Origin of the sequence: Cupriavidus nantongensis (assembly GCF_041726985.1) — a bacterium.
In the GTDB taxonomy this organism is placed as follows: domain Bacteria; phylum Pseudomonadota; class Gammaproteobacteria; order Burkholderiales; family Burkholderiaceae; genus Cupriavidus; species Cupriavidus nantongensis_A.
In genome coordinates this window covers 1580062-1603206 of the sequence record NZ_CP168303.1, presented here as the reverse complement: position 1 = coordinate 1603206, position 23145 = coordinate 1580062, and the positions used below count along the sequence as shown (strand labels likewise).

At 69.5% G+C, this 23145-nt stretch carries 24 protein-coding genes; 11 read left to right on the top strand and 13 right to left on the bottom strand.

What is annotated here, in order from left to right:
* The gene (locus ACEI37_RS18720) at window positions 1-3270 is read right to left on the bottom strand and encodes a DNA translocase FtsK 4TM domain-containing protein (RefSeq protein ID WP_373380276.1); all 3270 of its coding nucleotides are present in this window, start codon (window positions 3268-3270) and stop codon (window positions 1-3) included.
* 242 nt (window positions 3271-3512) lie between these two features.
* Between ACEI37_RS18720 and ACEI37_RS18715 the strand changes: the two genes are divergently transcribed.
* The gene (locus ACEI37_RS18715) at window positions 3513-4736 is read left to right on the top strand and encodes an EAL domain-containing protein (protein ID WP_373380148.1); all 1224 of its coding nucleotides are present in this window, start codon (window positions 3513-3515) and stop codon (window positions 4734-4736) included.
* 18 nt (window positions 4737-4754) lie between these two features.
* On the opposite strand, the gene ACEI37_RS18710 is transcribed toward ACEI37_RS18715, so the two are convergent.
* From ACEI37_RS18710 to ACEI37_RS18700, 3 genes are all read right to left on the bottom strand, one after another.
* Window positions 4755-5315 (bottom strand): DUF4136 domain-containing protein, encoded by a 561-nt coding sequence (locus tag ACEI37_RS18710; protein ID WP_373380147.1) that lies wholly within the window; start codon window positions 5313-5315, stop codon window positions 4755-4757.
* Between the two features lie 37 nt (window positions 5316-5352).
* Entirely contained in the window at window positions 5353-5772 is a 420-nt protein-coding gene (locus ACEI37_RS18705) for a DoxX family protein (protein WP_373380146.1), read from the bottom strand.
* Window positions 5773-5962: 190 nt separating this feature from the next.
* Window positions 5963-6910, bottom strand: a complete 948-nt coding sequence (locus ACEI37_RS18700; RefSeq protein WP_373380145.1) for a LysR family transcriptional regulator — start codon at window positions 6908-6910, stop codon at window positions 5963-5965.
* A gap of 171 nt (window positions 6911-7081) precedes the next feature.
* On the opposite strand from ACEI37_RS18700, the gene ACEI37_RS18695 reads away from it, so the two are divergent.
* Both ACEI37_RS18695 and egtB read left to right on the top strand, forming a co-directional pair.
* A complete protein-coding gene (locus ACEI37_RS18695; RefSeq protein ID WP_373380144.1) occupies window positions 7082-7702 on the top strand; it encodes an FMN-dependent NADH-azoreductase in 621 nt (206 codons plus the stop codon).
* Window positions 7703-7887: 185 nt separating this feature from the next.
* Window positions 7888-9177, top strand: coding sequence for an ergothioneine biosynthesis protein EgtB (egtB, locus tag ACEI37_RS18690; protein WP_373380143.1), 1290 nt, complete (start codon window positions 7888-7890; stop codon window positions 9175-9177).
* Here the strand turns inward: egtB and ACEI37_RS18685 are convergent.
* The 8 genes from ACEI37_RS18685 to mltG all read right to left on the bottom strand — a co-directional run bounded on the left by ACEI37_RS18685 (window position 9174) and on the right by mltG (window position 14889).
* Window positions 9174-9575 (bottom strand): YkvA family protein, encoded by a 402-nt coding sequence (locus ACEI37_RS18685; protein ID WP_373380142.1) that lies wholly within the window; start codon window positions 9573-9575, stop codon window positions 9174-9176. The genes egtB and ACEI37_RS18685 overlap by 4 nt on opposite strands.
* A 15-nt stretch (window positions 9576-9590) precedes the next feature.
* Complete coding sequence (locus ACEI37_RS18680) at window positions 9591-10337, bottom strand: ankyrin repeat domain-containing protein (protein ID WP_373380141.1); 747 nt, start codon at window positions 10335-10337, stop codon at window positions 9591-9593.
* Window positions 10330-11124: a TatD family hydrolase gene (locus ACEI37_RS18675; protein WP_373380140.1), complete on the bottom strand. Its 795-nt coding sequence runs from the start codon at window positions 11122-11124 to the stop codon at window positions 10330-10332. The genes ACEI37_RS18680 and ACEI37_RS18675 overlap by 8 nt, the downstream gene beginning before the upstream one ends.
* 32 nt (window positions 11125-11156) lie before the next feature.
* On the bottom strand, window positions 11157-11663 hold the full coding sequence (locus ACEI37_RS18670; RefSeq protein WP_373380139.1) for an N-acetyltransferase family protein: 507 nt from the start codon (window positions 11661-11663) through the stop codon (window positions 11157-11159).
* Window positions 11664-11700: 37 nt separating this feature from the next.
* Entirely contained in the window at window positions 11701-12114 is a 414-nt protein-coding gene (locus ACEI37_RS18665) for a PilZ domain-containing protein (RefSeq protein ID WP_183294029.1), read from the bottom strand.
* A gap of 75 nt (window positions 12115-12189) precedes the next feature.
* Window positions 12190-13197, bottom strand: coding sequence for a DNA polymerase III subunit delta' (locus ACEI37_RS18660; RefSeq protein WP_373380138.1), 1008 nt, complete (start codon window positions 13195-13197; stop codon window positions 12190-12192).
* A 77-nt stretch (window positions 13198-13274) separates the two neighbouring features.
* The gene (gene tmk / locus ACEI37_RS18655; RefSeq protein ID WP_373380137.1) at window positions 13275-13886 is read right to left on the bottom strand and encodes a dTMP kinase; all 612 of its coding nucleotides are present in this window, start codon (window positions 13884-13886) and stop codon (window positions 13275-13277) included.
* Window positions 13887-13893: 7 nt separating this feature from the next.
* Window positions 13894-14889 (bottom strand): endolytic transglycosylase MltG, encoded by a 996-nt coding sequence (mltG, locus tag ACEI37_RS18650; protein WP_373380136.1) that lies wholly within the window; start codon window positions 14887-14889, stop codon window positions 13894-13896.
* 218 nt (window positions 14890-15107) lie between these two features.
* Here mltG and ACEI37_RS18645 point away from each other — a divergent pair, with 218 nt between their 5' ends.
* The 3 genes from ACEI37_RS18645 to ACEI37_RS18635 all read left to right on the top strand — a co-directional run bounded on the left by ACEI37_RS18645 (window position 15108) and on the right by ACEI37_RS18635 (window position 17347).
* Complete coding sequence (locus ACEI37_RS18645) at window positions 15108-16124, top strand: folate-binding protein YgfZ (RefSeq protein WP_373380135.1); 1017 nt, start codon at window positions 15108-15110, stop codon at window positions 16122-16124.
* A 17-nt stretch (window positions 16125-16141) separates the two neighbouring features.
* Window positions 16142-16432 (top strand): DUF4936 family protein, encoded by a 291-nt coding sequence (locus ACEI37_RS18640; RefSeq protein WP_012352764.1) that lies wholly within the window; start codon window positions 16142-16144, stop codon window positions 16430-16432.
* A gap of 87 nt (window positions 16433-16519) precedes the next feature.
* Window positions 16520-17347, top strand: a complete 828-nt coding sequence (locus ACEI37_RS18635) for an NRDE family protein (RefSeq protein WP_373380134.1) — start codon at window positions 16520-16522, stop codon at window positions 17345-17347.
* A 16-nt stretch (window positions 17348-17363) separates the two neighbouring features.
* Here the strand turns inward: ACEI37_RS18635 and ACEI37_RS18630 are convergent, their stop codons facing one another.
* Window positions 17364-17792, bottom strand: coding sequence for a GNAT family N-acetyltransferase (locus ACEI37_RS18630; RefSeq protein WP_373380133.1), 429 nt, complete (start codon window positions 17790-17792; stop codon window positions 17364-17366).
* 196 nt (window positions 17793-17988) lie between these two features.
* Here ACEI37_RS18630 and ACEI37_RS18625 point away from each other — a divergent pair, with 196 nt between their 5' ends.
* From ACEI37_RS18625 to ACEI37_RS18605, 5 genes are all read left to right on the top strand, one after another.
* Window positions 17989-18723 carry a FadR/GntR family transcriptional regulator gene (locus ACEI37_RS18625; RefSeq protein ID WP_111521026.1) on the top strand — a complete coding sequence of 245 codons (735 nt, stop codon included), beginning with the start codon at window positions 17989-17991 and terminating at the stop codon, window positions 18721-18723.
* A 49-nt stretch (window positions 18724-18772) separates the two neighbouring features.
* The gene (gene ltnD / locus ACEI37_RS18620; protein WP_373380132.1) at window positions 18773-19675 is read left to right on the top strand and encodes an L-threonate dehydrogenase; all 903 of its coding nucleotides are present in this window, start codon (window positions 18773-18775) and stop codon (window positions 19673-19675) included.
* Between the two features lie 12 nt (window positions 19676-19687).
* Window positions 19688-20959: a 3-oxo-tetronate kinase gene (otnK, locus tag ACEI37_RS18615; RefSeq protein WP_373380131.1), complete on the top strand. Its 1272-nt coding sequence runs from the start codon at window positions 19688-19690 to the stop codon at window positions 20957-20959.
* Window positions 20959-21612 carry an aldolase gene (locus ACEI37_RS18610; protein ID WP_373380130.1) on the top strand — a complete coding sequence of 218 codons (654 nt, stop codon included), beginning with the start codon at window positions 20959-20961 and terminating at the stop codon, window positions 21610-21612. Before otnK ends, ACEI37_RS18610 begins: the two co-directional genes overlap by 1 nt.
* Window positions 21613-21755: 143 nt before the next feature.
* Window positions 21756-23120 carry an MFS transporter gene (locus ACEI37_RS18605; protein WP_373380129.1) on the top strand — a complete coding sequence of 455 codons (1365 nt, stop codon included), beginning with the start codon at window positions 21756-21758 and terminating at the stop codon, window positions 23118-23120.
* Window positions 23121-23145: the final 25 nt, after the last annotated feature.

The window sequence follows — 23145 nt, the reverse complement described above, 5'->3', positions numbered from 1 at the left end:
TTAGTCGCCCGGTCCGGGCGCGAGTACGTCGCGCGCCCCGTTGCGGCCCATCGGCGAGACCAGTCCGGCGACTTCCATCTGCTCGATCAGGCGCGCCGCGCGGTTGTAGCCGATGCGCAGCTGCCGCTGCACCGCCGAGATCGAGGCGCGGCGGCTGGTCAGTACGAAGCTGGCGGCTTCGTCGTAGAGCGGGTCGGCCTCGCCGTCGCCGCCGCCATCGCCGAACAGGTCCGCGCCGCCAGCCTCGGCCGGATCGCCGGCGAGGATGGCCTCATCGTAGTCCGGCTCGCCGAACTGCTTCCAGTGCTCGACCACGCGATGCACTTCGTCGTCGGCGACAAATGCGCCATGCACGCGCTGCGGATAGCCGGTGCCCGGCGGCAGGAACAGCATGTCGCCCTGGCCGAGCAGGCTCTCGGCGCCCATCTGGTCCAGGATGGTGCGCGAATCGATCTTGGACGAGACCTGGAACGCCACGCGCGTGGGGATATTGGCCTTGATCAGGCCCGTGATCACATCGACCGAGGGGCGCTGCGTGGCCAGGATCAGGTGGATGCCGGCGGCGCGCGCCTTCTGCGCCAGGCGCGCGATCAGCTCCTCGATCTTCTTGCCGGCGACCATCATCAGGTCGGCCAGCTCGTCGATCACCACCACGATCATCGGCAGGCGCGACAGCGGCTCGGGCGCATCCGGCGTCAGCGAGAACGGGTTGGGCACCTTCTGTCCCGCAGCCTCGGCGGTGCGGATCTTCTGGTTGTAGCCGGCCAGGTTGCGCACGCCCAGCGCCGACATCAGCTTGTAGCGCTTTTCCATTTCGCCGACGCACCAGTTGAGCGCGTGCGCGGCCTGCTTCATGTCGGTGACCACCGGCGCCAGCAGGTGCGGGATGCCCTCGTAGACCGACAGCTCCAGCATCTTGGGGTCGATCATGATCAGGCGCACGTCTTCCGGCGTGGCCTTGTACAGCATCGACAGGATCATGGCATTGACCGCCACCGACTTGCCCGAGCCGGTGGTGCCGGCCACCAGCAGGTGCGGCGCGCGCGCCAGGTCGGTCACCACCGGGTTGCCGGTGATGTCCTTGCCCATCGCCAGCACCAGCCGCGAATGATGCGCCTGGAACGAGGCGGCGTTGACGATCTCGGACAGCCGGATCATCTGCCGGCGCGCGTTGGGCAGCTCCAGCCCCATGCAGGTCTTGCCGGGGATGGTCTCGACCACGCGGATCGAGGTCACGCCCAGCGCGCGCGCGAGGTCCTTCATCAGCCCGACCACCTGCGCCCCGCGCACGCCCATGGCGGGCTCGACCTCGAAGCGGGTGATCACCGGGCCAGCGCCGGCGCCAACCACCGCGACCGGCACCTTGAACTCGGCCAGCCGCTGTTCGATCAGTTCGCCGGTTTCGCGCAGGCGTTCTTCCGACACCTGCTCGGCGCTGTCGACTTCGCGCTCCAGCAAGTCCGCCGGCGGCAGGCGGTAGTCGACCACGGGACGCGGCTGCGGAGGCGCCACCGGTGCCGGTGTGGGCGCGGGCGGCGTCGCGGCTGCCAGCGGCACGGTGCGGCCGACCACGGCGGGCAGCACGATGCGGGGCTTGGCGGCGGGCGGGCGGGCTGGCGCGACTTCGACGGGTGCCTGAGCTTCAGCGGCTGTAGCAGGTTCGACGGCCGCGGCGGCTTCCACTGCATCGGTTGCATCGGCTACATCGGCCAGGTCCACGGCCGGCAAGTGCTCCGGCTCCACGGCTTCGCCGACCAGATCGTTGCCGTCCATCAGGGCGCTTTCCGTGCGGGCGTCTTCGGCCGGGACCAGCGCCGCGGCCTCGGGCTCGGGCTCGCTGCCCTCCTCCATCGCGGAACTTGCCACGGCGTGGGCTACGGCGTCGGCGTCGTGATCAGGCGCGCTTGCTTCGCGTTCCGGAGCGGTATCGCCGGTGTTTTCCGGCACGTCGGCCAACGGAGTTTCAACTTCCGCTTCGATAGGGGCTTCCGGCGCGGCGTCGGCCAGCGGTTGTGTCGCAACCAGGTTGGACTCCGATGCATTCGCGTCGATGGCCAGATCGGCGGCCGCTTCTGGCATGGCCGCGGGCAACTGGTCCGGTGCCCCATCTGCAGACGGCGCTACCACGGACTTGCCCGCCAGCGCCTGCAACTCGGCGAGCAGGTCGAGCGCTTCCTGCCGGAGCGCGGCTAGCGATGGGGCCTCGCCATCCAGCGCAAGAGCAAGAGGTTCGGCCGGGACGGCAGTGACAGCGTCGTCGACCGGAACGGAAGGATCGGCCGGCGGCGCCGGCACGACTTCCGGCGCTGGTGTGGGCTCGGTCTCGGGTGCGGCGATTGCCGGCGCTGGGGCGACGGCATCCCGTTCGACATTGGCGGCCGCCTGCGTGGCGACAGCGATCTCGGCCGCGGCGGCGGCCGGCACTGCCACAGCGGCGGCGGGCTTGGCGGAAGCTTCCGGCAGCGTGGTGATCGCCGAACGGACCAGCGGCTGCGGCTGGCGGAACGGACTGCTGACCACGGTGCCGCGCAGCGGCTGTGCCGGCCGCGGCGCGGGGGCCGGTGCGGGCGTGGCAGCGGCGGCCGGCTTGCGTGCCGCCGGCTGGGCGGGGCGCGTTGCCGGCGCGGCTGCAGCCGGCGCTGGCTGCGGGGCACGCACCGGCCTGGTCGCGCCCGGCGCGTCGGCATGATGCAGCCAGAGCTCGCCAGGCTGCGGCGGCGATTCACGAGTGCGGCGAGGCGGCTGCCAGGCCGGCTGGCGGCGCGCGGACACGGCTTCAAAACTGCGATGGCGCGGCGCGGGCGCGGTCCAGCCGGCGTTGCCCGGGGCCGGCACGTCACGGCGCTCGGCCTCGCGCAGCGGCTGCGTGGCAGCGAATGACATCGGCGGCTCTTCCGGCGCCGCGGCGGGCGCCTCGGCGCGGCGCGGCTTGCGTGCGAACAGGCTGCGCCAGGTTTCGCCGAACACCATCGGCGCGGCCAGTGCCAGCACGCCCAGCATCAGCAGCAAGGCGCCGGTCCAGCCGAACAGGTTGCCGAAGCCGCCGGCCAGCGCGCGTCCGACGCCGCCGCCGGCGGTCGATTCGGGATCCGCGCCGCTGGTCAGTGCCTCCAGGCAGGCGCTCGCGCACAGCACCGCCAGCGTGCCCAGCCACACGCGCAGCGAGCCGGGCCCGGCCAGGCGCCGCTCGCCGGCCAGCCAGCGCGTCACCAGCCGCCACAGCAGCGGTACTATCCAGAAAGTCGAAAACCCGAACCAGCCCAAACCCATTATCGACATGCCATGTTCAAAACACCGGGCAGCGATTGTAGCGGTTATGACAGTCGGCGATTGAATCGGAAAGCGCAAATATTCGTAACGCGGCGCTTTTTCAGCGCCATGACGCAACAATGCCAGGGCGATCGCGGGCCCCTGGTCTCGCCGGCCATTGGCGTAGCCGCGCCGCGCTACCATTGGACAAACCCGGTTGCATCGCATCGCGGCGCGCCGCCCTCCCCTTCTGCTCACGCTCCATGCCAATCCCTTACGCCAGGCTGCGCATCCTCGTCGTTGAAGACCATCCGTTCCAGCGCGCCGCCGCCGAGGGCCTGCTGCGCCATGTCGGCGTGCAGGCCCTGACCAGCGCGCACAACGGCACGCAGGCGGCCGAGCTGCTGGCGCGCGAGCCGTTCGACGTGGTGCTGTGCGATATCGAGATGCCGGGCTGCAATGGCCCCGAGCTGATCGCAGAGCTGCACCGGCGCGGCCCGAGCGCCTTCGCCGGCGCGCCGCCGGTGTGGGTGTGGGTCACGGCGCTGGCCGAAGACATCCTCGATTCCAACCGCGGCCTGGCGTATGCCGCAGGCATCCCGCGTGTGCACGCGCTGCGCAAGCCGCTGTCGCCTGATGCGCTCGAAGTGATCCTGGCCGATGCCCTGGTGCGCCAGGATGCCGCGGCGGGCGTGCCCGCCTGGACCCCGGACGCCGAGGAACTGCTCGCCGTGACCCGCGCCGGCACGGACCTGCTGGTCATGCTGCAGCCCCAGCACGATATCGCCAGCGGCCGCCTGGTCGGGGCCGAAGCGCTGGTGCGCTGGCGCCATCCCGAGCATGGCCTGGTACCGCCCGACCAGTTCATCCCGCAGCTCGAGGCGCTGGACGCGGCCGACCCGGTGTTCTTCCTGGTCGCGCGCCAGTGCCTGGCGGCGCAGCAGCGCCTGCGCGCCGCCGGCGTGGAAATTGCGATGGGCCTGAACGCATCGGCGCAGACGCTGTGCCGGCCCGGCGTGCTGGAATCGTTCGAGGCGCTGGTGGCCGCCAGCGGCGTGCCGCGGCAGGCGCTGACGGTGGAGTTGACCGAGGGTTACCCGGTGCCCGACACGCTGGCGCTGTCGGTGGCGCTGAACCGGCTGCGGCTGCTCGGCTATGGCGTGGCGATCGACGATTTCGGCGTGGGCATCGCCACGCTCAAGCTGCTGGCGGACCTGCCGTTCACGCAGCTGAAAGTGGACCGGTCGTTCGTCGCCGAAGTCGACGGGCACGGCCAGCGCGCCACGATCTGCCGCAGCATGATCGGCCTGGCCCGGGAACTGGGGCTGGAGTGCGTGGCCGAGGGCATCGAGACCGACGCCCAGCGCGCCGCGCTGGTGGCGCTGGGCTGTCCGCTGGGCCAGGGCTACCTGTGGTCGGCGCCCAGGCCGGCCGAGGCCTTCGTCGCGGACGCGATCGAGCGGGCCACGGCAACGCCGCCGGCCTGAACGGCAGCGGTGCCGGCGCTACTGCCCGACCCGGAACGGGTACTTGGCGAAGATCTGCGCCACGGTCTTGTCGATGCGCTGCTGGGCGCTGGCCTTGTCGCTGGTGTCGACGCTGCCGACCGCCACGCCTTCCCACACCAGCTTCATCTGGCGCCGATCGACCAGGTCGATGTTCACGGTGCCCTCGGTGTATCGGTAGACGTCGTTATAGAAGCCGTAGCCCGGCCATGGCGCATACAGCCCGCCGCGATAGCCGTAGTAGCCCATCATCGGCGCGGGTGCCGGGCTGACCTCCACCTTTTCCTGCAGCCTGGCATTGAAGTTGACCAGCAGGTCCGGCGACTGCGCCGCGTAGCGGTAGCCGCGCGCGCCCAGTTCGCGCTGGACCGCGGTCTTGAAGTACTGGGTGGTCAGGCTTTCATAACCCGCGCGGTCGGTGCCGGGACGCTCGACAAAGCCGAAGGTGCGGTAGACGCTGAAGTCGGTGGCGCGGTTGTAGTCGGTCTTGATGTCGGGCACGCTGGCGCAGCCCGCCAGCAGCAGCGCCGCGACCGGGAAGAGTTGCCGGAACGCATTCACGATACATCTCCAGGATTGGACGCGGGCGCGGGTCGCGCTAGTTGAGCTTGCCGTTGAGGCCGCCCACGCTGAGCCGGCCCGCGCCCAGCAGCAGCACCGCCAGCGCCGCCCCCAGGTACATGCCCTGCAGCTCCAGGGCCCAGCCGCCGGTATTGGACAGCAGGCCAAGCTCCTTGGTATGCACCAGCCCGATGGCAAACAGCATGTTGAGGGCCACCACCAGCGCCGCCAGCCGGCTCCACAGCCCGATGATCAGCAGGATCGGAGCGACGATCTCGCCCAGGTAGACGCCGTAGGCAACCCAGGCCGGCAAGCCGGCGTCGGCGACCACCTTCGACACGAAACCGATGCCGGACGCGCCCGTGACCTTGGCGATGCCATGCATCAGGATCAACACGCCAAGCACGATGCGCAGCAGCGCCTTGCCCAAGTCCTGGGAACCCTGAGAGCCACCCATGGCCATTCTCCTTGCCGTTGTCTGTGAGAGGTGATCGAGCCATGCGCCTTAGCCCTCACGCGCACGGTTCGCCCCTGTACCTTAGTGCGAGCCGGCGTGAACGTAAAGCCGCAAATGCGCGACGCGGGCCGGCACCGACGCGGCCGTCCCCAGCCCTTGCACATGGCGCCGGCACGCGCCGCGGGCAGCGCTATACCAGGCGGTGCATCGACGGCGTGCGCGGCTGTTGCATGCCGACCTTGTGCGCGCACTCGGGCAATACCTCGCCCAGGAAGTCGAGGAAGCGCCGGGTGGCCGGCGTCACGCCCTTGCGCGACGGGAACACCGCGTGCAGCGTGCCGACCGGCATGTCGTACTGCGGCAGCACCAGTTCCAGCTCGCCGTTCTCCAGCGCTTCGCGGCAGAACATGCGCGGCAGCATGGCCACGCCGACCCCGGCAATGGCGGCCTCGCGCAGCAATGCGAATTCGTCCGTGACCAGGCGCGGGTCGTAGGCGATCTGGATCGAATCGCCACTCTTGCAGCGCAAGGTCCAGGCGTGCTTGCCGTCGTGCGGCTGCTGGCCCACGCCCGGCATGCCATCCAGTGCCTGCGGCGTGCGCGGCCGGCCGATGCTGTCGAGCAGCGCCGGGCTGGCCACCAGCATCAGCTCGCTTTCGCCAAAGGTGCGTACCGCCAGGCTGGAGTCTTCCATGACCTCGCGCACGCGCAGCGCCAGGTCGAAGCCCTCGCCGATCACGTCGACGCGCCGGTTGGTGGTTTCCAGCTCGATCCGCACCGCCGGGTTGGCGCGCATGAAATGGCCGATCGCCGGCGCCAGAAGGATCTGGGCGATGGCGATCGGGCAGCTGACCCGCAGCGTGCCGCCGGGCTGCTCGCGCGCCTGCTCGATGACCTCGCGCGCGGCCTCGGCCTCGTTGAGCATGGCGCGGCAGCGTTCGTAGAAGGATTCCCCCAGCGGGGTCACGCGCACCTGGCGCGTGGTCCGGCGCAACAGCTGCACGCCCAGGTCGCGCTCGAGCTGGGCGATGCGCCGGCTCAGGCGCGACTTCGGCACGCCGGTGGCGCGGCTGGCTGCGGAAAAACTGCCGTGTTCGACCACCTGGGCGAACAGCGACAGGTCGTTGAGGTCTTGCATGGATGACTCCGGAGTCACGCGGGCGGCCCGCAATCCAGCCGGGATGTGCGGGATGGCGCCCGGCATGGCGTTGCATCGGTAGAACAATCCTTTGCATTTTGCCTCACTACCGATACCAATGACCAGCCGCTATCTTTCTTCCATCGCAACCGCATCCTTGTGGAGAAAGACATGAACATCCTGCAGATCGATTCCAGCGTCCTCGGCGACAACTCCGTTTCGCGCAGCCTGACCGCCAGCGTGGTGGCCGACCTGGTCGCCGCCAACCCCGCCGCCACCGTGACCGTGCGCGACCTCGACCAGGACGCCCCGGCGCACCTGTCCGGCAACCTGCTGCCCGTGCTGGGCGGCCCCAAGGACGGCCTGGACGCCGTGCAGCAGGCCGAGCTGGAGCGCACCGAGCAGTGGCTGGCCGAGTTCCTAGCCGCCGACGTGCTGGTGGTGGGCGTGCCGCAGTACAACTTCAGCATCCCCAGCCAGCTCAAGGCCTGGATCGACCGCATCGCGCAGGCCGGCCGCACCTTCAAGTACACCGAGAACGGCCCGGTGGGCCTGGCCGGCGGCAAGCGCGTGATCGTGGTGTCGTCGCGCGGCGGCGTACGCCAGGATGCCAACGAGCTGGACCTGCACGAAAAGACCGTCGACATCGTGTTCCGCTTCCTGGGCATCACCGACATCACCTACGTGCGCGCCCACGGCCTGGCGATGGGGCCGGAGTTCCGCGAAGCCGGCCTGGCCAGCGCCCGCACCGAGATCGCGGCGCTGAACGACGCCAGCCGCCTGGCGGCCTGAAGCCGACCGGGGCCGCGGGGCCGGCGCTGTAGGACGGCGCCGGCTCGCCCCGGGACCGGATCGGGTCTATGATGGTTCGGGGCGCTACGGCGCCCCGCGTGCCATGGGCGGCGCGCGGCCGCTGGCCCCTTGGCCGCGGCGGCGCACCGCCTGCAGTCATCGACCGATCCAACCCGGGAGCCCGCATGACTTCAGCCCTGTTGCCAGGAGCCGCCCTCCATCCGCCGCACGAACCCGCCCTGCTTTCGCAGTACCGGCATGTCCGCGCCGCCACCGAAACCCTGGTGGCCGACCTGTCCGATGCCGATGCCACCGTGCAGTCCATGGACGACGCCAGCCCGGCAAAATGGCACCTGGCGCACACCACGTGGTTCTTCGAGGAATTCGTGCTGGCCGCACGCATCCCGGACTACGAGCCGGTGGACCCGGCCTATCGCTATCTCTTCAACTCCTACTATGAAGCGGTCGGCGCGCGCCATCCGCGGCCGCAGCGCGGGCTGCTGACACGCCCGTCGCTGGATGAGGTGCTGGCGTACCGCGAGGCCGTCGACGAGGCGATGCTGGCGCTGCTGGGCAGCGCCCAGACCGACGACGAGGCGGCGCTGATCACGCTTGGCCTGCAGCATGAACAGCAGCACCAGGAACTGCTGCTGACCGACGTGCTGCACCTGTTCGCGCAGAACCCGCTGCGCCCCGCCTTTGCCCCGGAACTGCCCGCCCCCGTGATTGCCGACCCGCGCCCCGCGCCGGACTGGATCGGCTTCGATGGCGGGCTGGTCGAGATCGGCCACCGCGGCGAGACCTTCGCCTTCGATTGCGAAACGCCGCGCCACAAGACCTACCTGGCCCCTTTCACGCTGTGCTCGCACCCGGTCAGCAACCGGCAATGGTTCGAGTTCATCGAGGATGGCGGCTACCAGAGCGCCGGGCTGTGGCTGTCCGACGGCTGGCGCTGGGTGGCGGAGCAAGGCATCCAGGCGCCGCTCTACTGGGAAGAGCGCGAAGGCACCTGGTGGCAGATGACGCTGCGCGGCATGCATCCAGTCGATCCGGACAGCCCGGTGACCCACCTCAGCTTCTACGAGGCCGACGCGTTCGCGCGCTGGGCCGGGCGCCGGCTGCCGACCGAGGCGGAATGGGAGCACGCCGCCAGTCGCCTGCCGGCCACCGGGAATTTTGTCGAGGGGCGCGTGCTGCGGCCGCTGCCCGACCGGCAGAACACCGCCGGCGTGCTGCGCCAGATGTTCGGCGACGTCTGGGAATGGACCGCCAGCGCCTTCCTGCCCTATCCGGGCTTCCGCCCCAACGCGGGCGCGGTGGGCGAGTACAACGGCAAGTTCATGAGCGGCCAGATGGTGCTGCGCGGCGGGTCGTGCGTCACCCCCGAATCGCATATCCGCGCAACCTACCGCAACTTCTTCTATCCGCACCAGCGCTGGCAGTTCACCGGGGTGCGGCTGGCCGACGACGTCTAGGGCCGGGTCCAGTATGGTGCGAGCCAGCGCCAGGCCAGCCAGGCCAGCGCTACCCACACCAGCACGATCACCACGGCGGCCGCGCGATTGCGCGGCCGTTGCGCATGGCTGGCCTGCCAGGCCTCGGCGCGGCCGCGGCATTCGTCCTTGACCGCGGCGGGGATCATCCGCAGCGTGAGCCAGATGCCCAGCGGCACCAGCAGCACGTCATCCAGATAGCCCAGCACCGGGATGAAGTCCGGGATCAGGTCGATCGGGCTGAAGGCGTAGGCCACCACCAGCGCGCCCAGCAGCCGTGCCGCCCACGGCGTGCCCGGATGGCGGCTGCAGAACCACAGCGTCAGCAGGCTGCCCTTGAGCCCGCGCGCCCACTGGCGCAGGCGCGAGCCGTTCGCCATCGGCGCCGGTCCGGCTTACCAGCCCTTGCTCTGCGGCGCCGCGGGGCGCTGGCCGCCTGGCTCGGCGACGGGCGGCTTCAGCGGCGGCGCCGGCACGATCGGGGTCTGCGGATACAGCTTCTGCCAGCGCGCCTTCAGCCCGCTGGCGATCTCGGCCTGGTTGTAGCGCTCGGCAAAGTCGATCACGGTCATGCCCTGCTGGTTCTTCAGGCGCATGTCGGCGCCTTCGTCCAGCAGCAGCTTGACGGTCTCGATATGGCCGCCGCGCGCGGCCATCATCAGCGGGGTGGTGCCGTTGGGGCTTTCGGCGTCGATATACGCGGCATGGTCGACCAGGTACTTGACCACGTCGTTGTGGCCGTTGGTCGCGGCATAGTGCAGCGGCGCCCAGCCGGTCTTGTTGATCTCGGCCTCCATGTCGTCGACCATCAGCTTGACCATGTCGAGCTGGCCCTGCAGCGCGGCCATCATCAGCGGAGTCTCGCCGGCCGGGTTGGCCTTGTCGAAATCAATGTCCTTGGCACGGATCAGCACCGTGGCGGCCTTGAGCGACTTCTCGCGCAGCGCCAGCACCAGCGCCGGGTTGCCGCGGTTGTCGACCACGTTGGGGTCGACGCCCTTGGCGAGCAGCTTCTTGACGGTATTGGCGTCGTCGAATTCCACCGCCTTGCGCATGTCGTCGGCCGGCGCGGCCTGGGCGAGCGTGGCGGCGGCCAGTGCGAGGGCGCCGGCGGCACGTCGGACAAATTTCATGTCAAACATGAGCATTCCTGTCAATGTGCTTGAATAGGTTGAAGAAATTTTCCGTCGTCTGTTCCGCGACCTGTTCCACCGGCACCCCGCGCAGCTGCGCGATGAACTCGCCGACATGGCGCACCCACGCTGGCTCGTTGGTCTTCCCGCGGTACGGCACGGGGGCCAGGTAGGGAGAATCGGTCTCGATCAGCATGCGCTCGAGCGGCACCTTGCGCGCGGTTTCCTGCAGCTCCGCCGCGCTCTTGAAGGTAACGATGCCGGAAAACGAGATATGGAAGCCCTGGTCCATCGCCTGGCGGGCGACGTCCCAGGTTTCGGTAAAGCAGTGCATCACGCCGCCGGCCTCGCCCGCGTTTTCCTCGCGCATCAGGCGCAGGGTGTCGTCAGCGGACGAGCGGGTATGGATGATCAGCGGCTTGCCGGTCTGGCGCGCCGCGCGGATATGGGTGCGGAAGCGTTCGCGCTGCCATTCCATCTCGGCAATGCTGCGGCCGTTGAGCCGGTAGTAGTCCAGCCCGGTCTCGCCGGTGCCGACCACGCGCGGGTGCGCGGACAGCGCTACCAGCCGCTCCAGGGTCGGGTCCTCGCCCTCTTCGTAGTCAGGATGCACGCCGACCGACGCATACAGGTTGGGATGCTGCTCCGCCAGCGCCAGCACGCGCGGGAAATCTTCCAGCGTGACCGAGATGCACAACGCATGCGTGACCTGGTTGGCGCGCATGTTGTCCAGCAGCTCAGGCAGGCGCGCGGCCAGTTCGGGGAAATCGATATGGCAGTGGGAATCGACAAACATGGGAAATCTCAGGTACGGCGTTCAGGCGGCGCTCAGGCCGCGTCCACGCGGCGGCCAACGATGATCAGGTCGCGCTCGACGCCGTCGAGCACGGCCACGCGCGGCAGGTCGCCCCAGCGCGTGAAGCCCAGCGCCGCGAACAGGCCCAGGCTGGGCGCGTTGTGGCCGAAGATAAAGCCGAGCAGCGTGTTCACGCCGACCGTGGGCGCGTGGTCGATGGCCTGCTGCAGCAGGTAGCGCCCCAGCCCCTGGCCGCGGCGCTGCGCATCCAGGTAGATCGACACCTCGGCGGTGGCGCCATAGGCCGGGCGCCCGTAGAAATCCGAAAAGCTCATCCAGCCGGCCATGCTGCCGTCGGCATCCTCGCATACCCAGAGCGGACGGCGCCCGGGCTGGTGGGCGTCGAACCACGCCTGGCGCGAGGCCACGGTGACCGGCTCGGTGTCGGCGGTGACCATGCGCGAAGCCACGGTGCTGTTGTAGATGGCGACGATGCCCGGCAGGTCGCGGGGCTCGGCAATTCGTAGCGAAAAGTTCATCGAAAATCAAAAGGTTGCGAGCGATATCTCACAACGTTCATAAAGTCTGGGTGGGGCGCCCGGACTCCAGCATCTTGCCCAGGATTTCCTCCACCGCGCGGCGCAGGTTGCGCCCGTTGTCGTCATCGGGCAGGTGCACGCCGACGCCCGGCGTCTTCATCGGCGTGCCCGCGGGGGTGATCCAGGCCACGTGGCCCGCGATCTGGTACTTCTGCGGCCGGTCCAGCAGCGACAATACCAGGAACACCTGTTCGCCCAGCCGGAACGGCCGGTTCGACGGCACGAAGATGCCGCCGCGCGCCAGGAACGGCATATAGGCCGCGTACAGTCCGGCCTGGTCCTTGATCGACAGCGACAGCACATTGGGACGCGAGGCCGCCCCGCCTCCGCTTCCTGTGACGCTACCGAAGCCCGCCTCGGCCGGCCCGGTGCCGGCGACTGCCGTGTTCATGGTTGACCCCCTGATGACGTTGCTGCTTGTTGTTATCGCTTGTTGTTATGCACCGCGCCCCGGACGCATGCCGCGCTAGCGGAACAGCTGCCGGTACTCCAGGAATACTGCTTCCATCACCAGCCGGGCCGCAAGCGGATGGTTCTCGCTGCGGCGGTGCGCGTTAAGGCGCGCGGCAAAGCGCTGCAGGCTGTAGGCATCGGTAGCACCAGCGCAGCGCACCAGCACGGCGCGCTCCCTGGGAAAGTATCGCGGCGTGGCTCCGCCATCCAGCCCCAGTGCCAGCAGATCGTACGTCCAGCGCTGCAGGATGCCAAGCACGGCCGGCACCGGCAGCTTCTGCAGTTGCTCGGCCGCGGCGGCGGCGTCGAACGCGGCAGCGGCGCCGAGCTGGCCCACCAGCCAGCGCTGCAGCGGCTGCTCCTCCGCCTCGGCCGCATGCAGCGCGGTCAGCGGCGAGCCGCCGGCCAGCGCCAGCTGGGCCTCGGCATCCGCCACACCCTGCCCGCGCAGCCACGCCAGCGCCGCCTCGGGGGTCGGGCGCTGGGCCGAAAACTGGCGGCAGCGCGACAGGATGGTCGGCAGGATGCGGTCCAGGCGGTCGGTCACCAGCAGGAACACCGTCGACGGCGGCGGTTCTTCCAGCGTCTTCAGCAAGGCGTTGGCGCCCTCGACCTGCAGCGCGTCGAGCGGATAGACCACCACCACGCGCAGGCCGGCGCGGTGCGTGCCCACGCCGACGGCCTCGATCAGCGCGCGCACCTGCTCCATGCGGATGATCTTGCTGGGCGCCTTCTTCTTGCCGCCTTCGTCGGTTTCCGCCTCGGCCGAGGCGTCCAGCGCCTCGGGCCGCACCACGGTGAAGTCCGGGTGGTTGCCCTGGCTGAACCAGTGGCAGGCGGCACACTGTCCGCACGGCTGCCCGTCCGCCAGCGGCGCCTCGCACAGCAGCCCCTGGGCGAAATGCAGGGCCAGGTCGCGCTTGCCGATGCCTTGCTGGCCATGGATCAGCAACGCATGCGGCAGCCGCTCGCGCAGCGCGCCCAGCCTTTGCCAGTCTTCTTTCTGCCAGGGATATAGCATGTAAATCAATAAGTTAGCGGTCCAACTTCGAGTACTGGCTGAATATTGCCGACAGGCTGGACAAAAACACCTGCGAATCAGATAGTTGCGAGGATCTTCTCAAGTTCATCGCGAATATCGGCAATGCTGCGCGTGGCGTCGATGACGCGGAAGCGCTGCGGCGACTGCGCCGCGCGGCGCAGGTATTCGTCGCGGGTGCGCTGGAAGAAGGCACGCGACTCGGCCTCGAACTTGTCCGGCGTGCGCGCCGCGGCCAGGCGCGCGCTGGCAGTTTCCAGCGGCACGTCGAACAGCAGCGTCAGGTCCGGCTGCAGGCCGCCCTGGACCCAGTCCTCCAGTGCTTCCAGCCGGCCCGTGGCCAGGCCCCGGCCTCCGCCCTGGTAGGCAAAGGTGGCATCGGTGAAGCGGTCGGAAATGACCCACTTGCCGCGCTCCAGCGCCGGGGCAATGACTTCGGCGATATGCTCGCGCCGCGCCGCGAACATCAGCAGCGCCTCGGTTTCCAGGTGCATCTTGCGGTGCAGCAGGATCTGGCGCAGGTCTTCGCCCAGCGACGTGCCGCCGGGCTCGCGCGTGGTGACGACACCGGCGATATCGGCGCGGGCGCGCAGCCGGTCGGCAACCCAGTCGATATGGGTGCTCTTGCCGGCGCCGTCGATGCCCTCGAAGGTAATGAATTTTCCGCGCATGGAATGCCTATTTGCCGCGCTGGTACTTGTCGACCGCGCGGTTGTGTTCGGGTAGCGAGTTGGAGAAATGGCTGCTGCCGTCGCCGCGGGCGACGAAGTACAGCGCGTCGGACGGCGCCGGCGTGGTCGCCGCCGCCAGCGAGGCCAGGCCCGGTAGCGCGATCGGCGTGGGCGGCAGGCCGGTGCGGGTGTAGGTATTGTACGGGGTGTCGGCCTGCAGGTCGCGCTTGCGCAGGTCGCCGTCGAAGGCCTCGCCCAGGCCGTAGATCACGGTCGGGTCGGTCTGCAGCAGCATGTTCTTGCGCAGCCGGTTGATGAACACCGCGGCGATCATCGGGCGCTCGGCGGCCTGGCCGGTTTCTTTCTCGACGATCGACGCCATCACCAGCGCCTCGTATGGGGTCTTGTACGGCAGGTCGGGCGAGCGCGCGTTCCAGGCCTCGTTCAGGCGGCGCTGCATGGCACGGTAGGCGTGCTTGTAGAGCTCGATGTCGCTGCTGCCGCGCGCGAACAGGTAGGTATCGGGAAAGAACAGCCCCTCGGGCGAAGACTCGGGCGCGCCGATGGCTTTCATCAGTTCGGCGTCGGTCATGCCGCGGGTGTCATGGCGCAGCGCCGGACTGGCATCGACCGCGGCGCGCATCTTGCGGAATTCCCAGCCCTCGATCACCGTGACCACGTAGTGCGTGACCTCGCCGCGCGCCAGCTTGCCGAGGATCGACAGCGGCGTGGCACCGGTTTCGAATTCATAGCCGCCTGCCTTCAGGTCGGCGCCGTGCCCGGTCAGGCGCGCCAGCAGCACGAACAGCCGCGGGTCCATGCCCACACCGCCACGCTGGATCTGCCGGCCGACGCTGGCCACGCCGGAATTGGGCTTGATTACCACTTCCACCGGCGACTTGCTCAGCGACACCGGGTGATTGGCCCACCACGCAAAGCCGCCCACGGCCGCCAGCGCGAACACCAGCACGGCAAGCCCAAGGCTGAGGAGTAAACGTTTCATGTATCTGTTGTAGGGACCGACCCGTCGGCGCCATCGGCGCAAGCGCGCACCGCGGCGGACCACCGGCGCCGGCCGAAAATCTCGTAGCCCCATATAATAACCGGCAGCCTGCCACCGACCGTAAGCCGTGGCGCCGGCGCCTCCCGCGCGTCCGGCACTGCGCAACGTCGGTGGCCCGTTTCCTTCCCTTCCCGAATTGCCTCGACGATTGCCTCGCAATGCCAGCATTGAATCCCCAAGCTCAGCAACTCGCCGCCAACTTTGACGCGCTGCAGGCCGGCGGCGTGGTCTGCACCCCGGCCGGGCTCGGCCTTATCCGGGTTGCGGGCGACGATGCCGCCAGCTTCCTGCACACCCAGCTGACCAACGCGGTCGACGACCTGGCGCCGGGCACGGCGCGCCTGGCCGGCTACTGCTCGCCCAAGGGCCGGCTGCTGGCCACCTTCCTGATGTGGCGCGACGCCGACGGCATCGTGCTGCAGCTGTCGGCCGAGATCCAGGCCGCGGTGCAGAAGCGGCTGTCGATGTTCGTGCTGCGCGCCAAGGCCAAGCTGTCCGATATCACCCCGACCCACGCCATCCTCGGCGTTGCGGGCGCCGGCGCCGCCCAAGCGCTGGCCGCGGCGGGGCTGCCCGCGCCAGAGGCCGCCTTTGCCGTGGCCGGGGCCGATGGCGCCACCGTGATCCGGCTGCCGGACGGCGCCGGCCAGCCGCGCTGGCAGCTGGTGCTGCCGGCCGAGCGCGCCGACGCGGTGCGCGTGGCGCTGTCCGCCACGCTGACCGGCGCCGCGCCGGCGTTGTGGGACTGGCTCGAAGTCCAGTCGGGCCTGCCCCGCATCGTCGCGGCGACGCAGGAGCAGTTCGTGCCGCAGATGATCAATTTCGAGCTGGTCGGCGGCGTCAATTTCCGCAAGGGCTGCTATCCGGGCCAGGAAGTGGTGGCGCGCAGCCAGTACCGCGGCACGCTCAAGCGCCGCATGTGGCTGGTGCAGGGTCAAGGCGAGGTGCCGGCACCCGCGGCCGAGATCTATCGTCCGGAAGACCCGGGCCAGCCCTGCGGCATGATCGTCAATGCCGCGCCCGCGCCCGATGGCGGCTGGACCGGGCTGGCCGAACTGAAGATCGATGCCGCCGGCAGCGCGCTGCGGCTGGGCAGCGCCGAGGGCGCGGCGCTGGCCACCGCCAGCCTGCCCTACACGGTGCCGCTTGGCGAGGCCGCCCAGGCCGCCGGCTGATTGCCACAGGACCTGCCATGAGCGATCACCTCTACGTCTATTTCCGCGTGCCGGAGGCCGTCGCCGCCGAGGCGCTGCCGCACTGGCACCGCTGGATGGAAACGGTCGCCGAAGCCACCGGAATTGGTGGTACGCTGATGCGCAGGCCGGAAACCCGCGCCGGCGTGCAGACCTGGATGGAGTGCTACGCCGACGTGCCGCCCGCGTTCGATGCCACGCTGGAAGGGCTGTGGCGCCAGAGCGGGCTGGACCAGTGGGTGGAGGGCGAGCGGCGCGCCGAACACTTTATCGACCTTGACGTGCTGTAGGCGCCCCTGGGTGGCGTGTCGGCGCCGTCGGACTGAAGTACGCGGGGACCGCTGGCGCGGCAATCCCGCGGCAAAGGAAGCAAAACGATGTGTCTGATCCTGGTTGCCTGGCAATCGCACCCGGACTATGCCCTGGTCGTGGCCGGCAACCGCGATGAATTCTATGCCCGCCCCGCGGCGGCCGCGCACTGGTGGCAGGATGCGCCCCAGGTGCTGGCCGGCCGCGACCTCGCCGAGGTCATCGGCGAGCCCGGCACCTGGATGGGCGTCAACGCCGACGGCCGCTTCGCCGCGCTGACCAACTACCGCGCCCCGTCCGAAAAGCGCACCGACGCGCGTTCGCGCGGCGAGCTGGTGGCGGGCTTCCTGCGCGGCCACGCCGCGCCGTTCGACTACCTCGACGGCCTCGCCGGCGAAGACGGCGCTTATAACGGCTTCAACCTGCTGGCGAGCGACCTGCGCGAACTATGGTGGTACAGCAACCGCTCGGCATCGCGCCAGCCGCAGCGACTGCGTCCGGGCCTGTACGGCCTGTCCAACGCGCTGCTCGATACGCCCTGGCCCAAGGTGCGCAGCCGCGTCGGCGCGCTGGCCGAAGTACTGGCCGCCGACAGCGGCCAGGCCACCGCCAGCGCCGAGCCCTACCTGCAGATGCTGGCCGACCAGCGCCAGGCCGCGGATTTCGAGCTGCCCGCCACCGGCGTGGCGCCGGAGTGGGAAAAGCTGCTGTCGTCCGCCTTTATCCGCTCGCCGATGTATGGCACGCGCGCCAGCACGGTACTGCGCATCCGCCACGACGGACGCTTCGACCTGAACGAGCGCAGCTTCGACGCCGACGGCCGCATCGGCGACGTGGCCTACCACGGCACGCTGAACCTGTCGCGCGACACCGGCATCGTGCAGGCTCCGCGCTGAGCGCCGCGCCGGCGCCTTATCGCTGCAAGCGCTTGCGCATCTCCACGTGCGGGATGCCCGCCTCCTCGAATTCCGGCCCCACCTGCTCGAAGCCCACGCGCGCATAGAACGGCGCCGCGTGAGTCTGCGCGTTGAGCACCAGTTCCGCATAACCCAGCTGTTCCGCCTTGTGCATCAGCGCCTCCAGCACCAGCGCGCCGACGCCGCTGCCGCGCGCGGACTTCAGCACGGCCATGCGGCCGATATGGCCGTCGGGCAGCAGCCGGCCGGTGGCCAGCGGCGTGCCGTCGTCGGCCAGTGCCAGCGCATGCCAGCTGGGCTCGTCCCATTCGTCCCATTCCAGTTCCACCGGCACGCCCTGCTCTTCGACAAAGACGGTGTAACGGATGGCGCGCGCGCGTTCGCGGGCTTCGGACCAGGGGCAGATCAGGACGGTGGCAGGCATGGCGGGAGAAAAACTGGCAAGTGGCAATGCGGGCGCCAATGATACGCCAGCGGCGAGCCCACCGCAGCAGCACCAATGTGGAGCCGTGTACGCACGGAACCCTGGTGACTTGCACCACATCAGGGTTTACCTGGGGTCGGCAGCCGTATAGCAAATTTGTATGATGACCTGATTACCGAATGACCGGGAAGCTGCCGTGTTCCAGAAAGTCCCTGCCCGCGCCCTGACCGACAACGTTGCCGAACAGCTGCTGGACAAGATCCAGAGCGGCGCCTTTGCCCGTGGCGACAAGCTGCCCACCGAGGCGGTGCTGTCCGAGGAGTTCGGCGTCAGCCGCACCGTGGTGCGCGAGGCCATCTCCCGGCTCAAGTACGAAGGCGTGGTCGAGTCGCGCCAGGGCAGCGGCGTGTTCGTGACGCTGCAGGCCGGCATCCGGCCGCTGCGTATCGACTACACCGACACCGGCACGCTCGAAGCGGTGCTGCAGATCGTCGAGCTGCGCCGCGCGATCGAGGCCGAGGTGGCCGCGCAGGCGGCCCGGCGCCGCACCGATGCCTCGATGGCGGCGATCGACGCCGCGCTGGCCCGCCTCGACGAGGTGGTGGCGCAGGGCGGCGACGGTGTCGCCGAGGACGTGGGCTTCCACCGCGCCATCGCCGAGGCCACCGGCAACCCTTATTTCCTCAAGACGCTCGAGTTCCTGAGCCAGTACCTGGAAGCCGCCACGCGCGTGACCCGCACCAACGAGGCGCGGCGCGCGGACTTTTCGCGCCAGGTGCGGGAGGAACACCAGGCCATCGTCGCCGCGATCCGCGCCGGCGACCCGCTGGCCGCGCGCAATGCCGCGCAGAACCATATGTACAACGCTGCGCACCGGCTGGCCCAGCTGGGCGCCGACGAGAGCGGCGCCGCGCACGGCGCCACCAACTGACGCGCTGTCGCAAGCATCGAATCATCCGTATCTGTTTCAGGGAGTCCCTATGTCCAGGAATATCGGCGTCATCGGCCTTGGTGCCATGGGCTTTGGTGTCGCGCAGTCGCTGCTGCGGGCCGGTTTCAACGTGCACGCCTGCGACCTGCGTGCCGAAGTGCTGCAGCGCTTTGCCGATGCCGGCGGCGTGCCGTGCGCCTCGCCCGCCGCGCTGGGCAGCCACTGCGACGTGGTACTGACGCTGGTGGTCAACGCGCAGCAAACCGAGGCCGTGCTGTTCGGCGCCGACGGTGCCGTGGCGGGGATGCAGCCGGGCAAGCTGGTGATCGCCAGCGCCACGGTGCCGCCGGGCTTTGCCGAGACCCTGGGACAGCGCCTCGCTGAAAAAGGCCTGCTGATGCTCGACGCACCGGTCTCGGGCGGCGCCGCTCGCGCCGCCAGCGGCGAGATGACCATGATGACCTCCGGCCCCGCCGAGGCCTATGCGCTGGCCGAGGACGTGCTGGCCGCCATCGCCGGCAAGGTGTACCGCCTGGGTGCCGCGCACGGTGCCGGCTCCAAGGTCAAGATCATCAACCAGCTGCTGGCCGGCGTGCATATCGCCGCCGCTGCCGAGGCGATGGCGCTGGGCCTGCGCGAGGGCGTGGACCCGGATGCGCTCTATGACGTGATCACCCACAGCGCCGGCAACTCGTGGATGTTCGAGAACCGCGTGCCGCATATCCTGAAGGGGGACTACACGCCGCTGTCCGCGGTCGACATCTTCGTCAAGGACCTGGGCATGGTGCTCGACACCGCGCGCACCAGCAAATTCCCGCTGCCGCTGTCGGCGGCCGCCCACCAGATGTTCATGATGGCCTCGACCGCCGGCCACGGCGGCGAGGACGATGCGGCTGTGATCAAGATCTTCCCGGGCATCGAGCTGCCGGGCCAGGCCGGCCAGGTCAAATAAGGAGCACTGACCATGACCGCGCTCCTTGGCTGCATTGCCGACGACTTCACCGGCGCCACCGACCTCGCCAACACGCTGGTGCGCAATGGCATGCGCACCGTGCAGACCATTGGCGTGCCCGTATCCACGGCGGATATCGGCAGCGCCGACGCCGTGGTGGTTGCGCTCAAGTCGCGCACCGTGCCCGCGGCCCAGGCCGTGGCGGAGTCGCTGGCCGCGCTGCAGTGGCTGCGCGCGCAGGGCTGCCGCCAGTTCGTGTTCAAGTACTGCTCCACCTTCGATTCGACCGACGCCGGCAATATCGGCCCGGTGGCCGAGGCCCTGCTGGCGGCGCTGGACAGCGACTTCACCATCGCCTGCCCGGCCTTCCCCGAGAACGGCCGCACCATCTTCCGCGGCCACCTGTTCGTCGGCGATGCGCTGCTGAACGAATCGGGCATGGAGCACCATCCGCTGACGCCGATGACCGATGCCAACCTGGTGCGCGTGCTGCAGCGCCAGAGCAAGCACAAGGTGGGGCTGCTGCGCTACGACACGGTCGCGCGCGGGGCGCAGGCGACGGCCGAGCGCATCGCCGCGCTGCGCGGCGACGGCGTGCGCATGGCGATTGCCGATGCGGTCTCCGATGCGGACCTGCTTACGCTCGGCGAGGCGTGCGCCGGCCTGCCGCTGGTGACCGGCGGCTCCGGCATCGCGCTGGGCCTGCCCGAGAACTTCCGCCGCGCCGGCCTGCTGCCGCAGCGCGCCGACGCCGACGCGGTGCCGGTTATCGACGGCCCGGGTGTGGTGCTCGCCGGCAGCGCCTCGCGCGCGACCAACGGCCAGGTGGCACGCTGGCTCGAGCAAGGCCGCCCGGCGCTGCGCATCGACCCGCTCGCGCTGGCGCGCGGCGAGGCCGTGGCCGACGCGGCGCTGGACTTCGCCGCGTCCCGTGACGAGCCGGTCCTGGTCTACGCCACTTCCAGCCCCGACGAGGTCAAGGCCGTGCAGGCCGAACTGGGCGTCGAGCGCGCCGGCCACCTGGTTGAGCAATGCCTGGCCACGGTCGCCGCCGGGCTGAAGGCACGCGGCACGCGCCGCTTCGTGGTGGCGGGCGGCGAGACCTCGGGCGCGGTGGTGCAGGCGCTGGGCGTGCGTGCGCTGCGCATCGGCGCGCAGATCGCGCCGGGCGTGCCGGCCACCGTCACGCTGGATGTCACGCCGCTGGCGCTCGCGCTCAAGTCGGGCAACTTCGGCGGGCCGGACTTTTTCGACGAAGCGCTGCGCCAGCTGGGAGGCGAGTGATGAGCACCGAAAGCAAGCTGCGCGAAGAGATCTGCCGCATCGGCGCCAGCCTCTACCAGCGCGGCTACACCGTCGGCTCGGCCGGCAATATCAGCGCGCGGCTCGACGATGGCTGGCTGATCACGCCGACCGATGCCTGCCTGGGCATGATGGATCCCGCGGCGGTGGCCAAGGTGGCCAGCGACGGCAGCTGGGTCTCGGGCGACAAGCCGTCGAAGACGCTGACGCTGCATCGCGCCATCTATGACAACAACCCCGGGGCGCACGCCGTGGTGCATACGCACTCGACGCACCTCGTGGCCCTGACGCTCGCCGGTGTCTGGCAACCGGACGACGTACTGCCGCCGCTCACGCCGTACTACGTGATGAAGGTCGGCCATGTCCCACTGATTCCCTACCATCGGCCCGGCGATCCCGCGGTGGCCGCGCGCGTGGCCACGCTGGCCGCGCAGGTGCGCGGCGTGCTGCTGGAGCGCCTGGGACCGGTGGTGTGGGAGTCCAGCGTATCGCGCGCCGCGTTCGCGCTGGAAGAACTGGAGGAGACCGCCAAGCTATGGATGACCATGAAAGACGTGCCCGGCTTTGCCGCCCGCGCGGCGCTGCCCGACCGCGCCCTGGCTGAGCTGCGCGACGCCTTCCAGGCGCGCTGGTAGCACCAGCCCCGCTGCTTCCCTGACCACCCCGGCCTGATCCCGGCGCGGCGGCCCCGGCCACCGCGCGGGGGACGCGCACGCCTGCGCTCCGCGCGTGGCCGCAACCACAAGACCAGACCCACCACCATACCCGGAGACCACCGATGCCTTCCAATCAACCGGCGGCCAGCGTGCCCGCCTTCGACAGCCTGGGCGGCAACGCCCGGCTCGACACCGACACGCAGATCGAGAAACGCGCCTACAGCAAGGTGTTCTGGCGCATCATGCCGTTCCTGATGCTGTGCTACGTGGTCGCCTACCTCGACCGCGTCAACGTCGGCTTCGCCAAGCTGCAGATGGGCCAGGACCTGGCCTTCTCCGAGACCGTGTTCGGCCTGGGCGCCGGCCTGTTCTTCATCGGCTATTTCCTGTTCGAGCTGCCCAGCAACCTGCTGATGCACAAGATCGGCGCCCGCATCTGGATCGCGCGCATCATGATCACGTGGGGCATCATCTCGGCGCTGTTCATGTTCGTGCAGACGCCGACGCAGTTCTACGTGATGCGCTTCCTGCTGGGCCTGGCCGAAGCCGGCTTCTATCCCGGCGTGATCCTGTACCTGACCTACTGGTTCCCGGCCAACCGCCGCGCGAAGATGATCGCGCTGTTCATGTCCGGCATCCCCATCGCCGGCATGTTCGGCAACCCGCTGTCGGGCTGGATCATGGATGCGTTCAACGGCACCCACGGCATGCGTGGCTGGCAGTGGATGTTCCTGCTCGAGGCGCTGCCCGCATTCGTGATCGGCTTGCTGACGATCTTCGTGCTGCGCGACGGCATCGACAAGGCGCCGTGGCTCGATGCCGACGAAAAGCGCGTGCTCAAGCGCAATATCGAGGAGGACCAGCGCAATGCCGGCGCCGCCGCCGGCAAGGGGCATGGCCACTCGCTGGGCGCGGTGTTCGCCGACCGCCGCGTGTGGTGGATGTGCCTGATCTACTTCTGCTTCGTCACCGGCCAGTACGCGCTGACCTTCTGGATGCCCACGCTGGTGAAGTCCAGCGGCGTGACCGGCAACTTCAATATCGGCCTGCTGTCCGCGATTCCGTTCCTGTGCGCGGTGGTGGTGATGAACATCCTTGGCCACAGCGCCGACGCGCGCCGCGAGCGCCGCTGGCACCTGATCGTGCCGGCGCTGATGGGGGCCGCGGGCTTTGCCATCGCCGCCTCGTTCACCAACAATACGACCGTGGCGATTGCCGCGCTGTCGCTGGCCGCCGCCGGCGTGCTGACCTGCGCACCGCTGTTCTGGTCGCTGCCGACGTCGTTCCTGTCGGGCATTGCCGCGGCCTCGGGCATTGCAGTGGTCAACTCGGTGGGCAACCTGGCCGGCTTCGTGTCGCCGTACATGGTGGGCGCGCTCAAGGACCTGACCCACAGCACCCAGCTGCCGATGTACGTGCTGTCGGCCATCCTGGTGGTCGGCGCCGTGCTGGTGTGGCTGACGCCAGCTAAACTGGTCAACCGCTGAACCCGCTTTCGCTTCCGGAGTTTCC

Bases quoted from the DNA above. Each gene is read 5' to 3' on its own strand.
- mltG (WP_373380136.1), bottom strand. From the start codon at position 14,889: ATGAAACGTTTACTCCTCAGCCTTGGGCTTGCCGTGCTGGTGTTCGCG.
- ACEI37_RS18610 (WP_373380130.1), top strand. From the start codon at position 20,959: ATGAGCACCGAAAGCAAGCTGCGCGAAGAGATCTGCCGCATCGGCGCC.
- ACEI37_RS18700 (WP_373380145.1), bottom strand. From the start codon at position 6,910: ATGCAAGACCTCAACGACCTGTCGCTGTTCGCCCAGGTGGTCGAACAC.
- ACEI37_RS18675 (WP_373380140.1), bottom strand. From the start codon at position 11,124: ATGTTTGTCGATTCCCACTGCCATATCGATTTCCCCGAACTGGCCGCG.
- ACEI37_RS18665 (WP_183294029.1), bottom strand. From the start codon at position 12,114: ATGAACACGGCAGTCGCCGGCACCGGGCCGGCCGAGGCGGGCTTCGGT.
- ACEI37_RS18720 (WP_373380276.1), bottom strand. From the start codon at position 3,270: ATGGGTTTGGGCTGGTTCGGGTTTTCGACTTTCTGGATAGTACCGCTG.
- ACEI37_RS18680 (WP_373380141.1), bottom strand. From the start codon at position 10,337: ATGTTTGACATGAAATTTGTCCGACGTGCCGCCGGCGCCCTCGCACTG.
- ACEI37_RS18645 (WP_373380135.1), top strand. From the start codon at position 15,108: ATGCCAGCATTGAATCCCCAAGCTCAGCAACTCGCCGCCAACTTTGAC.
- otnK (WP_373380131.1), top strand. From the start codon at position 19,688: ATGACCGCGCTCCTTGGCTGCATTGCCGACGACTTCACCGGCGCCACC.
- egtB (WP_373380143.1), top strand. From the start codon at position 7,888: ATGACTTCAGCCCTGTTGCCAGGAGCCGCCCTCCATCCGCCGCACGAA.
- ACEI37_RS18705 (WP_373380146.1), bottom strand. From the start codon at position 5,772: ATGGGTGGCTCTCAGGGTTCCCAGGACTTGGGCAAGGCGCTGCTGCGC.
- ltnD (WP_373380132.1), top strand. From the start codon at position 18,773: ATGTCCAGGAATATCGGCGTCATCGGCCTTGGTGCCATGGGCTTTGGT.
- ACEI37_RS18605 (WP_373380129.1), top strand. From the start codon at position 21,756: ATGCCTTCCAATCAACCGGCGGCCAGCGTGCCCGCCTTCGACAGCCTG.
- ACEI37_RS18640 (WP_012352764.1), top strand. From the start codon at position 16,142: ATGAGCGATCACCTCTACGTCTATTTCCGCGTGCCGGAGGCCGTCGCC.
- ACEI37_RS18630 (WP_373380133.1), bottom strand. From the start codon at position 17,792: ATGCCTGCCACCGTCCTGATCTGCCCCTGGTCCGAAGCCCGCGAACGC.
- tmk (WP_373380137.1), bottom strand. From the start codon at position 13,886: ATGCGCGGAAAATTCATTACCTTCGAGGGCATCGACGGCGCCGGCAAG.
- ACEI37_RS18660 (WP_373380138.1), bottom strand. From the start codon at position 13,197: ATGCTATATCCCTGGCAGAAAGAAGACTGGCAAAGGCTGGGCGCGCTG.
- ACEI37_RS18715 (WP_373380148.1), top strand. From the start codon at position 3,513: ATGCCAATCCCTTACGCCAGGCTGCGCATCCTCGTCGTTGAAGACCAT.
- ACEI37_RS18695 (WP_373380144.1), top strand. From the start codon at position 7,082: ATGAACATCCTGCAGATCGATTCCAGCGTCCTCGGCGACAACTCCGTT.
- ACEI37_RS18670 (WP_373380139.1), bottom strand. From the start codon at position 11,663: ATGAACTTTTCGCTACGAATTGCCGAGCCCCGCGACCTGCCGGGCATC.
- ACEI37_RS18685 (WP_373380142.1), bottom strand. From the start codon at position 9,575: ATGGCGAACGGCTCGCGCCTGCGCCAGTGGGCGCGCGGGCTCAAGGGC.
- ACEI37_RS18635 (WP_373380134.1), top strand. From the start codon at position 16,520: ATGTGTCTGATCCTGGTTGCCTGGCAATCGCACCCGGACTATGCCCTG.